Source organism: Litoreibacter albidus, assembly GCF_900107015.1.
In the GTDB taxonomy this organism is placed as follows: Bacteria; Pseudomonadota; Alphaproteobacteria; order Rhodobacterales; family Rhodobacteraceae; genus Litoreibacter; species Litoreibacter albidus.
In genome coordinates, this window is sequence record NZ_FNOI01000001.1 from 897,787 (window position 1) to 912,791 (window position 15,005).

The 15,005-nt window shown below is 59.4% G+C and carries 11 protein-coding genes and 1 tRNA gene; 6 read left to right on the forward strand and 6 right to left on the reverse strand.

Annotated features, from left to right (window positions below):
- Nucleotides 1–371 precede the first annotated feature (371 nt).
- The 5 genes from BLW66_RS04455 to pdxH all read right to left on the reverse strand — a co-directional run bounded on the left by BLW66_RS04455 (nt 372) and on the right by pdxH (nt 6,585).
- Nucleotides 372–4,058: a vitamin B12-dependent ribonucleotide reductase gene (locus BLW66_RS04455; protein WP_089945389.1), complete on the reverse strand. Its 3,687-nt coding sequence runs from the start codon at nt 4,056–4,058 to the stop codon at nt 372–374.
- Between the two features lie 641 nt (nt 4,059–4,699).
- Nucleotides 4,700–4,776, reverse strand: a tRNA-Pro gene (locus BLW66_RS04460).
- Between the two features lie 46 nt (nt 4,777–4,822).
- Nucleotides 4,823–5,308 carry a DUF192 domain-containing protein gene (locus BLW66_RS18170; protein ID WP_089945390.1) on the reverse strand — a complete coding sequence of 162 codons (486 nt, stop codon included), beginning with the start codon at nt 5,306–5,308 and terminating at the stop codon, nt 4,823–4,825.
- Nucleotides 5,289–5,819, reverse strand: a complete 531-nt coding sequence (locus BLW66_RS04470; protein ID WP_089945688.1) for a cold-shock protein — start codon at nt 5,817–5,819, stop codon at nt 5,289–5,291. The genes BLW66_RS18170 and BLW66_RS04470 overlap by 20 nt, the downstream gene beginning before the upstream one ends.
- 160 nt (nt 5,820–5,979) lie before the next feature.
- Entirely contained in the window at nt 5,980–6,585 is a 606-nt protein-coding gene (gene pdxH / locus BLW66_RS04475) for a pyridoxamine 5'-phosphate oxidase (protein ID WP_089945392.1), read from the reverse strand.
- 223 nt (nt 6,586–6,808) lie between these two features.
- Between pdxH and fabI the strand changes: the two genes are divergently transcribed.
- The 6 genes from fabI (at nt 6,809) to trpE (ending at nt 13,399) form a co-directional block, all read left to right on the forward strand.
- Nucleotides 6,809–7,612 carry an enoyl-ACP reductase FabI gene (gene fabI, locus BLW66_RS04480; RefSeq protein WP_089945394.1) on the forward strand — a complete coding sequence of 268 codons (804 nt, stop codon included), beginning with the start codon at nt 6,809–6,811 and terminating at the stop codon, nt 7,610–7,612.
- Between the two features lie 7 nt (nt 7,613–7,619).
- On the forward strand, nt 7,620–8,234 hold the full coding sequence (locus BLW66_RS04485; RefSeq protein WP_089945396.1) for a LysE family translocator: 615 nt from the start codon (nt 7,620–7,622) through the stop codon (nt 8,232–8,234).
- An 11-nt stretch (nt 8,235–8,245) separates the two neighbouring features.
- On the forward strand, nt 8,246–8,746 hold the full coding sequence (gene gpt / locus BLW66_RS04490) for a xanthine phosphoribosyltransferase (protein ID WP_089945398.1): 501 nt from the start codon (nt 8,246–8,248) through the stop codon (nt 8,744–8,746).
- Nucleotides 8,747–8,804: 58 nt separating this feature from the next.
- Nucleotides 8,805–9,959 (forward strand): aminotransferase, encoded by a 1,155-nt coding sequence (locus BLW66_RS04495; protein ID WP_244508546.1) that lies wholly within the window; start codon nt 8,805–8,807, stop codon nt 9,957–9,959.
- A 67-nt stretch (nt 9,960–10,026) separates the two neighbouring features.
- Entirely contained in the window at nt 10,027–11,883 is a 1,857-nt protein-coding gene (locus BLW66_RS04500; RefSeq protein ID WP_089945401.1) for a peptidylprolyl isomerase, read from the forward strand.
- A gap of 4 nt (nt 11,884–11,887) precedes the next feature.
- The gene (gene trpE, locus BLW66_RS04505) at nt 11,888–13,399 is read left to right on the forward strand and encodes an anthranilate synthase component I (RefSeq protein WP_089945403.1); all 1,512 of its coding nucleotides are present in this window, start codon (nt 11,888–11,890) and stop codon (nt 13,397–13,399) included.
- Nucleotides 13,400–13,420: 21 nt separating this feature from the next.
- Here trpE and BLW66_RS04510 read toward each other — a convergent pair whose 3' ends face one another.
- Nucleotides 13,421–14,905, reverse strand: coding sequence for a divergent polysaccharide deacetylase family protein (locus BLW66_RS04510; RefSeq protein ID WP_170833388.1), 1,485 nt, complete (start codon nt 14,903–14,905; stop codon nt 13,421–13,423).
- Between the last annotated feature and the right edge of the window lie 100 nt (nt 14,906–15,005).

The following is a 15,005-nucleotide window of genomic DNA, read 5'->3' on the forward strand; positions in this document are numbered from 1 at the left end:
GAGTGATGCACCGGACGATGTCGGGATGGCAGCCACTTCGATTAATTCCCCTAAATCAGGCAGCTACCTGCCGCTCGCGTTCATTTTCGCAGGCGTCAGATCGCCGAAAAAGGAACCGCGCGCTGCTTCGGCGGGAACCTTCCTAGCGCGATGCGCGGTTTCGGCAGGAAGTTGAACATTTGGGGTGAAATGCGGCTTGAGGCGTCCGACAAAGAAAAAGGCCCCTTCCAAAGAAGGGGCCGAGGTTCACTGATCAGGCTCGTAATTATACCGCTCTAGTTTTTTTGCCTGCGGCCTGATCTGCGTCAGGGGCGAGCGCACCCGCCCCGGAACCCGAGCGCCGCCCCGCAGGGGCAGCGCCGGTATCTTGTTTAGCTACAGCCCGATGTGCCGCCGCAGGTGTTGCACTTCATGCAGGTGCCGTTGCGCACCAACGTGTAGTTGCCGCACTCGCCGCAGGCCTCGCCCTCGTAGCCTTGCATTTTGGCCTTGCTGCGCGCGTCCAGCGACAGCGAGCCGCTTGCCATTGCTGTGGTCGACGCGGAGGTCTCTGGCACCAGCGTCTGCAACGCGGTGACCGGATCACTGACCGCGCCCAATGTGGTGCCGCCCATCGCCGCCATGCCACCTTGCAGAACCTTCAGCTCTTGCGGCACGCGCTTGCGCAGGTAACCGGTGGAGCTGATCTGCTTGAGCACTTCCAAAGATTTCGACGCTGCTGTCTCCGACAGGTTGTCGATGTTTTGCAGGCCCTCTTCCTCGCCGCGACCAAGGTCGTCGAATGTGGCGCCCGTTGGCTTCACGTGGGCCAGATCGGTGCGGTCCAGATAGGACACGGCCAATTCGCGGAAGATGTAGTCAAGGATCGACGTGGCGTTCTTGATGCTGTCGTTGCCCTGAACCATGCCTGCTGGCTCGAACTTGGTGAAGGTGAAGGCGTCCACGAACTCCTCCAGCGGCACGCCGTATTGCAGACCAACGGACACCGCGATGGCGAAGTTGTTCATCATGGCGCGGAAGCCTGCACCTTCTTTGTGCATGTCGATGAAGATTTCGCCCAGCTGCCCGTCTTGGTACTCGCCCGTGCGCAGGTACACCTTGTGCCCGCCAACGACGGCCTTTTGGGTGTAGCCCTTGCGGCGCTCCGGCATCTTGGTGCGCGCGGTGGCTTTCTCGACCTCGCGGATGATGATCTTTTCGATCACCTTCTCGGCCAAGACTGCTGCCTTCTCCTCGTTGGAGCCGCTTTCCAAAATCTCGGCGGCTTCGTCGTCATCCTCGACCAGTGCAGCGGCCAGAGGTTGCGACAGCTTGGAGCCGTCACGGTAGAGCGCGTTCGCCTTGATGCCCAAGGACCAAGACAGCTCATACGCTTTCTGGCAGTCCTCGATGTTGGCGTCGTTCGGCATGTTGATCGTCTTGGAGATCGCGCCGGAGATGAACGATTGCGCCGCTGCCATCATGTAGATGTGGCTGTCGACGGACAAGAAACGCTTGCCTTTCTTACCGCACGGGTTGGCGCAGTCGAACACTTTGTAGTGCTCTTCTTTCAGGTGCGGCGCGTTTTCCAGCGTCATCGTCCCGCATACGTGGTCGTTGGCGGCCTCGATCTGCTCTTTGCTGAAGCCAAGGTGGCGCAGCATGTCGAAGCTTGGGTTGTTCAGCTCGGCAGCTGGGATGCCCAACGTGCCTGTGCAAAATTCTTCGCCCAAGGTCCACTGGTTGAACACAAAGCGGATGTCGAACGCGGATGGCAGCGCGGCTTCGATCTTGGCCAACTCGGCCTCGCCGAACCCGTGACCAACAAGCGAGGTGTGGTTGATGCCAGGGGCGTTGCCGATGGTGCCGTGACCCACTGCGTAAGACACGATCTCTTCGATCTGATTGCTGGCGTAGCCGAGGTTTTCCAGCGCCCCTGTCACACCACGGTTGATGATCTTGAAGTAACCGCCACCGGCCAGCTTCTTGAACTTCACCAGCGCGAAGTCAGGCTCGATCCCTGTGGTGTCGCAGTCCATGACCAGACCAATGGTGCCGGTCGGCGCAATCACGGTGGATTGCGCGTTGCGGTAGCCGTGCTTCTCGCCCAGCTCCAGTGCTTCGTCCCATGCGGCCATCGCAAGGCCGATCAGGTCTTGGTCAGGACAGTTGGCGTGGTCCAGCGCCAGCGGCTTGATGTCCAGCTTCTCGTAGCCTTCCTCGTTGCCGTGCGCCGCACTGCGGTGATTACGGATAACCTTGAGCATATGCTTGGAGTTTTTAGCGTAGCCCGGGAACGGGCCCAACTCTTTGGCGATCTCGGCGGAGGTTGCGTAAGCCACGCCCGTCATCAGCGCCGTCAGGGCGCCACACATCGCGCGGCCCTCTTTACTGTCGTAGCCGTACCCCATGTTCATCAGCAAGCCGCCGATGTTCGCATAGCCCAGACCCAACGTGCGGAAGTCATAAGAACGTTGCGCGATTTCCTTGGACGGGAACTGCGCCATGGTGACGGAGATTTCCAGTGTCAGTGTCCAAAGACGGCTGGCGTGCATGTAAAGCTCCGCATCGAACTTGCGGCCTTTTTGGTAGGTCAGCAGGTTCATCGACGCGAGGTTACAGGCGGTGTCATCCAAGAACATGTATTCGGAGCACGGGTTGGAGCCGCGGATTTCGCCGTCTTCGGGGCATGTGTGCCACGCGTTAACGGTGTCGTGGTACTGGATGCCCGGATCCGCGCAGGCCCAGGCCGCATGGCCCACTTGCTCCCACAGGTCGCGGGCTTTGATGGTTTTGCTGACTTTGTTGTCTTTGCGGTTGATCAGATCCCAATCCGCATCGGCCTCAACGGCCTTCAGGAAGGCGTCCGTGACGCGGATGGAGTTATTGGAGTTCTGGCCGGAGACAGAGTTGTAGGCTTCCGAGTCCCAATCCGTGTCGTAGACGGGGAACTCGATGGATGTGTAGCCTTGGCGCGCGTAATCCAGCACGCGTTTGACGTAGGTTTCTGGGATCGCAACTTTCTTGGCGTCGCGGATCGCCTCTTTCAACTGATCGTTGGTTTTTGGATCAACGGCGTCTTCGATCTTGCCGTCCCAGCCCTTGATCGCTTGGAAGATCACGTTCAGTTTCTGCTCGTGCATCTTGGAGCCTGCAACGATGGACGCCACTTTTTGCTCTTCAAGAACCTTCCAGTTGATGAATTCCTCGATATCAGGGTGATCCGCATCAACGATGACCATCTTCGCCGCGCGGCGTGTTGTGCCGCCCGATTTGATCGCACCAGCAGCGCGGTCACCGATCTTCAGGAACCCCATAAGCCCAGAGGACTTGCCGCCGCCTGACAGGCTCTCTCCGGCTGCACGCAACGAGGAGAAGTTGGTGCCCGTGCCGGAGCCGTATTTGAACAGACGGGCTTCGCGGACCCACAGGTCCATGATGCCGCCGTCGTTCACCAGATCATCGGAAACCGACTGGATAAAGCAGGCGTGTGGCTGCGGGTGCTCGTAGGACGAGGTGGATTTCGTCAGAACGCCGGTTTTGTAGTCAACGTAGTGGTGGCCTTGGGCCGGACCGTCGATCCCGTAGGCCCAGTGCAGGCCGGTGTTGAACCACTGCGGGGAGTTCGGCGCGGCCATCTGTTTGGCCAACATCACGCGCATTTCGTCGAAATATGCAGACGCGTCGGCCTCGGTGGTGAAGTAGCCACCTTTCCAGCCCCAGTAACACCACGCACCGGCCAAGCGGTCGAACACCTGCTTGGACGAGGTCTCACCGCTAAAGCGCTGATCTTCGGGCAATTTGTTCAAAGCGGCTTCATCGGGCACGGAGCGCCACAGGAACTCTGGCACGCCTTTCTCTTTCACGCGTTTGGTCGCCGCAGGAACGCCTGCTTTGCGGAAGTATTTCTGCGCGATCACGTCGGAGGCGACCTGGCTCCACGTGGCAGGTACTTCCACGTTGTCGAGCTTGAAGACGATCGTCCCGTCAGGGTTGCGAATCTCGGACATAGTCGTGGTGAATTCCAGCGCCGCGTAGGCGTCTTGTCCGGCTTTCGTAAGCTTGCGGTCGATCTTCATTCGTCTTTTCCCCGAATCCCAGGCGCAATGAGTGCGCGTGCTAATATCTGTGTGACCTGCCTCATGCGGGTCGTGATGTTCGTTTTCGACAAAGCTTCATCCGTCCCCTGCCGTGGCAAGGGTGCGCGCGATTAACGCTGCTGTGTGAGTAGTCCCCATCGTGCCGTATCTGCGCGCCACTATATGTGGTGGCTTATGCGTCGGCTTGTACTAACTGACGTATCTGGACGGGTTTGGTCAACGGATTTTTTAGCGAAATTCCGTACAAAATTTGGTTGACCGGATGTCGCTCAGATGCGCCCCGATTCCCGACTTCTTGGTGTACGGATTTAGTGCACAGGTGGTCCAAACGGAAAAACCAAGGCAATCGGGCGGGTTACATCATCAAGCTGTAGGGTTAAGTGAACTATCCACAGGCTTATCCACAGCGCACCACTCGCCGACAACTACATCTTGCGTAAAATCTAGGCGATTCAGGCTACATGTAGGAAAAGTGCCGCCTATGGCCAATATGCCACCCTTCACACAACCGGACCAACGCCACAGATTCGTCGCGTAAGAGCGTGAAGCGCTTGTTTCTCGGACTTGTCTATCATTTGGTATGGGAGGGTTTGGTGCCACCGCGTTGCGGTGGTTAAAGATGGTCGGGGCGAGAGGATTCGAACCTCCGACCCCCTGTACCCAAAACAGGTGCGCTACCAGGCTGCGCCACGCCCCGACTATCTTGTGCGCTTCCTAACGCCAGTAATCGGGATTGAAAAGCCCTAACCGCAGGGCCAATGCGCTTCATTTTGATTAAACGTCGAATGTCTAAGAATATCGCCCTCTGAGATGCCAAATTCTTTGGCCAGACCGCCATTAATTTCCAAAACATGGGTCAATTCGGGGCCGCCATAGAGCGGAGATTCGTCCAATGGAATCGCATCGGCGTGAATTTTGGCAATCTTGCCCGCCTGATCGACGAAGATGATGTCGAGGGGAATCAGCGTGTTTCGCATCCAGAACGACAATGGCTGTGGTTTGTCGTAGACGAACAACATGCCGGACAGTTTTGCCAAGCTCTCGCGGTTCATCAAGCCCAACGCGCGCTCTCGCGCATCGTCGGCGATCTCTACCCGAAAGGTTATAGATCCAAAGTTACCTTTGACGCTGACGCGGTCTGGCGTGCAGGTGTCGGCATGGCCGGCGCTCGCGCTTAGAAAACCAGCGCAGAGCCCGATCGCACAGCGCTTAGCTGTGGTTGACGGCATAATCCCATGCCTGAACTTCTGCAGCCATCTTGCCGCGCTCACCTTCGACGACGCGCAGGCAAACAGCCTCCCCCGCCAGAAGGTCGGCAAGGCCGCACCGGTGAAGAACTTCGATGTGCAAAAAGATGTCTTCGCTTGATCCATAGGAATTGGCAAAGCCGAAGCCCTTGCCCTTGTCAAACCATTTCACCCGCGCAGGGATCAAGGCGACCTCTTGTAGGTTCGCAGTGATCTTGACCGCGCCCTCCTCGTCGCCATCCAAAACTGGTGGGGAAATTGTCAGCACTTCGATCGCTTGCAGCCCGCGTTCGGTTTCCTGTACCCGCAGCTCTACTTTGCTCGCGTCCGCAACAGAGCCTTGGCCAAAGTTCCGCAGAACATTGGCATGGAGCAAGATGTCGGGGCCGCCGTCGTCCGCGACAACAAAACCGAAGCCCTTAACCGCGTCGAACCATTTTACTTGACCAGTCACGAACAGTGTCGTGTCGGCTACTTCATTGTTTTGCGTCATCCATATTGCGTCAAATTTATCAACGCCTCCAAGACTACCCATGGAGTACCCCTAACTACTATTGGTCTCCACGATCTCACATTGTGAGGTTTCAAGATAGGTAAGGGTTTCCTGCCCTCAAAGCTTACGTGTACGTAAATTATCGTTACGTTTGGCTAAGTTACGGGCTTAGCCTTGTGAGAACCCAAGTCTCATTTTCGGCCGCGCGTGTCCACCGAAAACGGTCATGAAGGCGCGCAGCACCGTCTGCCCAGAACTCGATCTCTACGGGCGTAATTCTGAAACCACCCCAAAATGGCGGCCGATCAGGCTGTAAGCCTTTCAATGCAGTTACTTTTGCGACTTCCGCCATCAACGCGCCGCGTGACGACAAAGGCTGCGATTGTTTAGATGCCCATGCGCCCAAGCGGCTTTTGAGCGAGCGGGATTGATAATACTCGTCCGCCTTTGGGCCGTTTTCGCGTGTGACTGTGCCGCGCACGCGAATCTGGCGACGCAATGACTTCCAGTGCATGACGAAGGCCGCCGTCTGGCTGCTGTCGATTTCGCGGGCCTTGGCACTCTCGTAGTTAGTATAGAAGACGAAAGCGTCGTCCTCGATATCTTTCAAGAGAACCATCCGCGCATTCGGCATGCCATCGCTGTCGACCGTCGCCAAGGCGATGGCGTTCGGATCATTCGGTTCCGTTTTCTCGGCCTCTGCCAACCATTGTCTGGAAATCTCAAACGGGTCTTCGCCCGCGAATATTCCTGCTCTGTCTGTCATCTGCACTGTCCCACTCGTTTTGCGTCCCCCTTATTGCCCAGTTTTTCTTGGCTCAACAGTTACGTCACGTGCTTTTTTTACCAATTGGCAAAAAAATTACAGGTCTCGGCAATCATGGGCAGGCGTAATGTGATCTCATACGTTGGTGCAGCGTGACTTGTGGCAGCGATTGCTTTGGCATAAACCGAGCTAATTAAAACAAGAAGTGGCCTTGGGGGACAAGATGTCAAATGGATTAATGGCAGGCAAACGCGGTCTGATTATGGGGGTGGCAAACGACAAGTCCATCGCTTGGGGAATTGCGAAAGCCTGTGCGGACCAAGGTGCGGAGATTGCGTTCTCCTATCAGGGCGACGCATTGCTGAAACGGGTTCGACCCTTGGCTGACAGCATCGGGGCCAAGCATGTGCTGCCTTGCGACGTTGGTGACGGCGCGTCGATCGACGCACTTTTCGAAACCTTGAAGGAAGACTGGGGCACGCTGGACTTCGTGGTCCACGCCATCGGGTTCTCCGACAAGAACGAATTGCGCGGCCGCTATGTAGACACCAGCCCCGACAACTTCCGTATGTCGATGGATATATCTGTCTATTCCTTCACAGCCGTAGCGCAGCGCGCAGAGAAGATGATGACCAACGGCGGCTCGCTCCTGACGCTCACCTACTACGGTGCAGAGAAAGTCATGCCGCACTACAACGTCATGGGCGTTGCCAAGGCCGCACTGGAAGCCTCGGTCAAGTATATGGCCGAAGATCTGGGCAAGCAGGACATCCGCGTGAACGCGATTTCGGCGGGCACCATCAAAACGCTGGCCGCATCCGGCATCGGCGACTTCCGCTACATTATGAAGTGGAACGAGTACAACTCGCCGCTGCGCCGCACCGTGACACAAGAAGAAGTGGGCAAATCCGCGCTCTACCTTCTGTCGGACCTTAGCTCCGCAGTGACGGGTGAAGTCCACCACGTGGACGCGGGCTACCATGTCGTTGGCATGAAGGCCGTGGATGCGCCTGACATCGAGAAGTGATGCCTAGATGACCCTGTCCGCATTTCTTGCAATCTGGCTGCTGCACCTGTTCGCCGCCATCAGCCCCGGCCCTTCGGTGTTGATGTCAGCGCGGGTCGGCGTCTTGCAGGGCATGCGCGCGGGGGTATTTGTGGCGTTGGGTCTTGGCGTCAGCGCCGTGATCTGGGCCGCTGCCGCGTTGTTCGGGCTGGCTTTGGTGTTCGAGGCCGCGCCCGCCCTGCTTTGGGCGCTCAAGATTTTGGGCGGGCTTTATCTGGTGCGCATGGGCTGGCTGATGTGGCGTAGCGCGGACACGCCGCTCGACGCCGCCGAGGCCGTCACCCTGCCCCGCAGCGATCTGTCGGCCTTCCGCCTCGGCATGATCACCCAACTCGCCAATCCAAAGCCCGCCATCTTGTTCAGTGCGATCTTCCTAGGCACCGTGCCACAAACCGCGCCTGCGTGGATTTACGGCGCGATCCTCGCCGTGGTCTTCGCGAATGAGGTCATATGGAATACCATCGTTGCACGGCTGTTTTCCTTTGATCGCAGCCGCAAAGCCTATCTTGGCCTTAAATCCCGCTTGGACCGCTGTTTCGGCGGCCTTCTTGCCCTTCTTGGCGTAAAAATCGCCGCCACTTAATGGAGCCTAAAATGACCGACCGCCTGCCACACGAAAAAGGCTTTCACATCAGCTGGGATCAAATCCACCGCGACAGCAGGGCCTTGGCATGGCGGCTTGACGGGCACGGGCCTGACGACGGTGCGTGGCGTGCGGTCGTTGCCATCACCCGTGGCGGCATGGCCCCCGCGATGATCGCGGCCCGCGAGTTGGATATCCGCACGGTCGATACGATCTCGGTCAAGTCCTACGACAACCAGACCCAGTCCGAAGCGGCGGTTCTGAAACGTCCCGACGATACGCTCATGGGCGACGGCACCGGCATCCTGATCATCGACGATCTGGTCGACAGCGGCAAAACCCTTGAGATCGTGCGCAGCCTTTATCCCAAGGCGCATTTCGCAACGGTCTATGCCAAGCCTAAGGGGCGCTCGCAGGTCGATACCTTCATCACAGAGGTCTCCCAAGATACGTGGATTTTCTTCCCGTGGGATATGGCCATGCAATACGTGAAGCCCTACCGCGGCGAGTAACTCGCGGCAGACACCACCTTTGCTCAGGGCAGGATAAACTATGCGTCTCAATCCGAATATGGCTGCGACTTCCGAACCGCCTGTTATGGAGGCACGGCGCTGGATCGAGGGCGTGGAGTTTGCGCCGGACCGCCCGTTAATCAACGTCTCGCAGGCCGCACCTGTCGACCCGCCGCCTGCCCCCTTGCGCGCCGCAATGGCGCAATTTGTGCTGGAGGACGACGCGAGCCACCTTTACGGGCCGGTGCTGGGCCTTCCAGACCTGCGTGCGGAGGTCGCCACGCAGTGGTGCGCCGCTTACGGCGGCGAAATCGCTGCGGATCAGGTCGCTATCACTTCGGGCTGTAATCAGGCCTTCGCGGCGATCATGTCCACGCTTTGCGCACCTGGCGACGAGGTGATTTTACCAACACCTTGGTATTTCAACCACAAGATGTGGCTGGATATGAGCGGTATCGCTGCGGTGCCCCTAAAAACAGGTACCGACTTGCTCCCGTCGGTTGAAGCCGCAGCAGCGCTTATCACATCAAAGACCCGCGCTATCACGCTGGTATCGCCCAACAATCCGGGCGGCGTGGAATACCCGTCCGAGTTGATCGGCGCCTTCTATGACCTGTGCAAATCGCGCGACATCGCGCTGGTGCTGGACGAGACCTACCGCGACTTCGACAGCCGGTGCGGCGCGCCGCATGACTTGTTTACCCGCGATGGATGGGACGACACCCTTGTCCAGCTCTACTCCTTCTCCAAGGCGTATCGGCTGACGGGCCACCGCGTGGGCGCGATGGTGACATCCGTCGCGCGCATGGCCGAGGCGGAGAAGTTTCTCGACACCGTCACCATTTGCCCCAACCAGTTGGGCCAACGGGCGGCCCTCTGGGGGCTGCAAAACCTTGGCGACTGGCTGGCGGAGCAACGCGCGGAGATACTGGCGCGCCGTGCGGCAATCACCCAGAATTTCCCCAAGCTCGCCGCCAAGGGCTGGGTGTTGCAAGGCAACGGCGCATATTTCGCCTATATGACCCACCCGTTCGACGAGCCGTCGGATGCTTTGGCCCAACGCATGGTGCATGACATCGGTGTTTTATGCTTGCCCGGCACGATGTTCGTGCCCGAGGGCGACGCGTCCGGCGCGCGGTCTATACGGATCGCATTTGCGAATATTGATGCGGCTGGCATCGCACAGCTTTTTGATCGTATGGAAACCCTCTGATCCGCTTGCCCCTTTGGGGGCAACGGTTTAACAGGTTCCAACTGGTTTTCTTCTAGGAAGGTGAGACATGGCCAAGTCAGGCAAATCTAGCGTATCGCGCTATGCGGTGTGGGGCATTTTGCTTCTGTTGGTTGCGGGGTTGGCGGGCTTCGGCTCCGGCGGTCTGGGCGGCAATATCACCACCATCGGCAGCGTTGGCGAAACGCCAATCACCGTGCAGGAATACCAAAACGGCTTGCAGCAGGAACTCAACTTCGAGTCGCGCCGCCGCCAGCAACCTGTCTCCATGCAAACCGCCTTGCAAGAAGGTCTGGACGTACGGGTCCGCGAACGCATCGCCGCCGCCTCCGCACTGACCGAAGAGGCCCGCGTGATGGGTCTTTCCGTTGGCAACGAAGAAGTCCGCCGCCAGCTCCAACAAGTGCCCGCATTCCAAGGCCCGTCCGGTGCATTTGACCGCGACGCCTATGAATTCGCGCTGGAAGGCAGCAACCTGCGCCCCGCCGCGTTCGAGGCCGACCTGCGCCGCACCGCTGCGCGCCAACTGCTGGAACAATCGGTCACTGGCGGCCTGACGCTAAACCCGTCCTACGCTGAAACACTTTACGGCTATCTTGGCCAACGTCGGTCGTTCCGCTGGGCGAATTTGGGCGCTGATCAATTAACCACGCCGAACGCGACACCGACCGAAGAACAGCTGGTGGCGTTTCACAAGGAAAACGCAGGCCAGTTTGAAACACCAGAAATCCGCAAGATCAGCTACGCATGGCTGACACCTGACATGCTGGTTGGCGACATCACCCCAAACGAGGACGAGCTGCGCGCGCTCTACAGCGAACGCTCCGAAGAGTTCAACCAGCCGGAGCGCCGCTTGATTGAACGTTTGGGGTTCGTCGACGCGGAAGCCGCGAATGCCGCTAAAGCCGCAATCGACGCCGATGAGACAACATTCGACGATCTGGTGACAGAGCGTGGCCTGACGTTGGAAGACGTGGACCAAGGCGAAGTCGCTCGCGATGATCTGGACAGCGCAATTGCGGACGCCGTTTTCGCCCTGACAGAGCCAGGCATTACCGCGCCGGTTGAGACCTCGCTTGGCCCTGCACTTTACCGCGTCAACGCGGTGCTTGAAGCCCGTCAGATTGCCTTTGAAGACGTTCGCGACGAGTTGGTGGAGCAAGCCTCCGCAGACCAAGCCCGCCGCGCGGTGCAAGACCGTCTGGACGAAATCGACGATATGCTGGCAGGCGGTGCGACGCTGGAAGAGTTGGGCAACGACACAGAGCTGGAGTTCGCGCAGATCGATTTCTTCGACGGCGCTGAAGACGGCATCGCAGGCTACGACAACTTCCGTGAGGAAGCGTTGCTTTTGAACGAAGGCGACTTCCCCGAAGCGCGTGAGTTGTCGGACGGTGGTATCTTTGCGGCACGTCTGGACGAAATCATAGCCCCAACCCTGCCCCCATTGGATGACATCCGCGCCGAGGTTGTCGCCGCATGGGACGCCGCCGAGACAAAGCGCCGCCTGACAGAGCTGGGTGAAGAGTTTCAAACCAAACTGGCCGAAGGCGCGACCATGGAAGATCTGGGCCTCGACGCCCGCACGGAGGCAGACCGTGGCCGCACCGAATTCGTAGAGAACATGCCCGTCGCTTTGCTGGTCACCGTATTCGATATGGAGGCCGCCAACGAGACAGCCATCGTCCCCGCCGACGAAGGCGCGATCTTGGTGAAGCTGATCGACATCTCCGCCGCTGATCTGGAGGCCGAGGAGGCGCAAAACTTCCTCTCCCAACTGTCAGAGCAAGGCAGCGCCGCAATGGCCGCCGACGTCTTTGAACTCTATGGCCAAGCGGTGCAAGCACGTCACGGGTTGAGCCTTGATCAGGTGGCCGTGAACGCCGTCAACGCGAGCATGCGGTAACCAAATGGCGCTGTTTCCCGAATACGACGACTTCGCCAAGCGCTTCGATGCTGGCGAAAATCAGGTGGTCTACACGCGGCTCGCCGCTGATCTGGACACGCCCGTTTCCTTGATGCTGAAGCTCACCGCGGCGCAGCCAGACAGCTTTGTGCTGGAATCGGTGACGGGCGGCGAAGTTCGCGGGCGCTACTCGATCATCGGCATGAAGCCGGATTTGATCTGGCGGTGCCACGGCGACACGAGTGAGCTTAACCGCTCCGCCCGTTTTGACCCCGACGCGTTCGAGCCGTGTGAAAGTGACCCGCTGACCGCGCTGCGCGAGGTGCTGGCCGAGAGCCGGATTGATCTACCCGAAGGCCTGCCCGCCGCCTCTGCCGGCCTGTTCGGCTATTTGGGCTACGACATGATCCGGCTGGTGGAGCATCTGCCGAATGTGAACCCCGACCCTTTGGGATTGCCTGACGCGGTGATGCAGCGCCCGTCCGTCGTGGTAGTCGTTGACGGCGTCAAAGGCGAAGTCATCGTGGTCAGCCCCGCGTGGGCCACCGCTGGCCTGACAGCGCGCGCAGCCTACGCCCAAGCGGCGGAGCGCGTGATGGACGCCGTGCGCGATCTGGACCGCGCCGTGCCCACCGATGCGCGTGACCTTGGTGAAGAGGTGCCGGACACGGCGCCCGTCTCAAACTTCACCCACGAAGGCTATCTGGACGCCGTGGAAAAGGCCAAGGACTACATCCGCGCGGGCGATATCTTCCAAGTGGTGCCGTCGCAGCGTTGGACGCAGGATTTCCCGCTGCCACCGTTCTCGCTCTACCGTGCGTTGCGCCGCACAAACCCGTCCCCCTTCATGTTCTACTTCAACATGGGGGACTTCCAGATCGTCGGTGCCAGCCCTGAAATTCTGGTCCGCGTCTTCGGGCGCGAGGTCACGATCAGACCGATCGCAGGCACCCGTAAGCGTGGCGCGACCCCTGAAGAGGACCGCGCGCTTGAAGAGGACTTGTTAAGCGATAAGAAAGAATTGGCCGAACACCTGATGCTGCTTGATCTGGGCCGTAATGACACCGGCAAGGTCTCGAAAATCGGCACCGTGAAGCCGACCGAAAAGTTTATCATCGAGCGCTACAGCCACGTCATGCACATCGTCTCCAACGTCACGGGGGAGCTGGCCGACGACCAAGACGCGCTATCTGCGTTGCTGTCGGGCCTCCCTGCGGGCACTGTCTCCGGCGCACCCAAGGTGCGGGCGATGGAAATCATCGACGAGTTGGAACCGGAAAAGCGCGGCGTCTACGGCGGCGGCTGCGGCTACTTTTCGGCCAATGGCGACATGGATATCTGCATCGCCCTGCGTACGGGTGTGGTGAAAGACAGCAAGCTCTATGTCCAAGCCGGTGGCGGCGTTGTCTTTGACAGCGATCCCGAAGCCGAGTTTGAGGAAACCGTGAATAAATCGAAGGCGCTGCGCATGGCCGCCAAAGAGGCCGGATTGTTCCTGCGCGGCTCTAACAGCTAAGAAATCTTAAGTGATGAGGCCTTAAGAGGCCTCATCCGCCAGCATCACAGCGGACACTGGCACCATGGCGATGCCGGATTCTTTCTTCTCCAGAACCCACTCCACAATGGCCTTCACCGTCTCAGGGTAGCTGCGCCCGACGACAACCACAGATCCGTCGCGATTGGCGTTGAACGCCGCGCGGTCAAGGTAGCGTTTAATCTTCGGGGCTTCTTCCAGATCGGCGTCCAGCACGCGGAACACCGTGGCGGCGGGAATATCCTCGCGCCGCGCCGCCTGCTGGGCTGTGTTCAGCCCGCGGTCATAAGTGATCAACCCATGCCCGCTGCTGCGGATGGCACCCAGAACAGGCTGGAGCAACGTGCGGTTTGACTGAATACGCCCGTCCAGCGGGTCCATAATACCCACCGCCTGCGGCAACAGGTCGAAGTAAGCCTCCACCGCTACGGCCACATCGCTGGGCGACGACGCCGTGGGAAGTTCATTTGCGATAGCCACGACTTCCATGCCAGCGTCGCGGTAGTCTTGCATAATCTGGGTGGCGTTTGGCGCCGTAGGGTCAATCGCGATGGTGACGGGAACTGACAACTTCATCAGGTCTGCGCGCGCGATGCCCGCCGCCCCGCTGTCAATCAGCACAACACCAAAGAGCGACTTGCCCTCGGCCCCCTCGACCCTTTGACCATAAGCACGCAATGCGCCCATTTCATCTGGGTCAACGTTGCTGCCGGTTACGCCCGGCGCCGGTGCCGCAACCGCATTGTCATCCCCCAAGCTTGGCAAGCGGTTGGTGATCACACCGGACCCCGCCCCAAGAACGACGCTTGGCAGCGTAATCGGCGTATCTGCGGCGGCGATATCGACGCTCCCGCTGCCCTGATCAGGCGCGGTGATTGTCGGCAATGACGGGGCGTCGGGGACAGTGGTGTCAACTTCGACCTGCTCCGTCCCGATGACGGTCGGCGATTCCAGCTGCGACGCCGTCACTTTCGGGGACGCATTATCTGCGCTGGCGGGGACGCTTGGCGCGGCATCTGCGGTGGGTGCAGGCGCGGGGCGATCTGCTTGTGTCAGTGGGGGCGGCGCGGGATCGGCGCTCGCCACGACGATGTCATCATCTTTGGGATGCACAATCGCGGGGTCCGGTACGAAACCATCCGCCCGCGCGGCGGAGCTTGCAATCTCCGCTGTCGGGCTATCCGCGTTGAACGTCGCGTCAGCGCTCGGCTCTGGCGCGCTTGGTTGCACTGTTGCGCTCGGTTCTGATGCCCGTGCGGGCGCAGCGTCATCAGTCGCCGTGATCTTCGCGTCGTTGGACGCCTGCGGCGCCTCAGTGCTGTCAGTGTCAGTCGGTGCTACGGCTTGCGGCGTCGCAGTTTGCACCGCCAGCTTAGGCGCGGCGTCGATCCGATCCTGTGGAAGTGGCGCATAAAGCGACAACATGGTCAAAACAACAGCCCCAACAAAACCGCCGGATGCTATCCCTGCCCCAATACCTTTACCCATTCTCGTGATCCTCGCCCGAACATTAGTCATGCCACCCAAGAGCATACGTGACATTTCAGGCGTTTACGCCCTGTTTGTTGCGGGGCGCCTAGATAAGCGG

Bases quoted from the DNA above. Each gene is read 5' to 3' on its own strand.
- BLW66_RS04455 (WP_089945389.1), bottom strand. From the start codon at position 4,058: ATGAAGATCGACCGCAAGCTTACGAAAGCCGGACAAGACGCCTACGCG.
- BLW66_RS18170 (WP_089945390.1), bottom strand. From the start codon at position 5,308: ATGCCGTCAACCACAGCTAAGCGCTGTGCGATCGGGCTCTGCGCTGGT.
- BLW66_RS04470 (WP_089945688.1), bottom strand. From the start codon at position 5,819: ATGACGCAAAACAATGAAGTAGCCGACACGACACTGTTCGTGACTGGT.
- pdxH (WP_089945392.1), bottom strand. From the start codon at position 6,585: ATGACAGACAGAGCAGGAATATTCGCGGGCGAAGACCCGTTTGAGATT.
- fabI (WP_089945394.1), top strand. From the start codon at position 6,809: ATGTCAAATGGATTAATGGCAGGCAAACGCGGTCTGATTATGGGGGTG.
- BLW66_RS04485 (WP_089945396.1), top strand. From the start codon at position 7,620: ATGACCCTGTCCGCATTTCTTGCAATCTGGCTGCTGCACCTGTTCGCC.
- gpt (WP_089945398.1), top strand. From the start codon at position 8,246: ATGACCGACCGCCTGCCACACGAAAAAGGCTTTCACATCAGCTGGGAT.
- BLW66_RS04495 (WP_244508546.1), top strand. From the start codon at position 8,805: ATGGCTGCGACTTCCGAACCGCCTGTTATGGAGGCACGGCGCTGGATC.
- BLW66_RS04500 (WP_089945401.1), top strand. From the start codon at position 10,027: ATGGCCAAGTCAGGCAAATCTAGCGTATCGCGCTATGCGGTGTGGGGC.
- trpE (WP_089945403.1), top strand. From the start codon at position 11,888: ATGGCGCTGTTTCCCGAATACGACGACTTCGCCAAGCGCTTCGATGCT.
- BLW66_RS04510 (WP_170833388.1), bottom strand. From the start codon at position 14,905: ATGGGTAAAGGTATTGGGGCAGGGATAGCATCCGGCGGTTTTGTTGGG.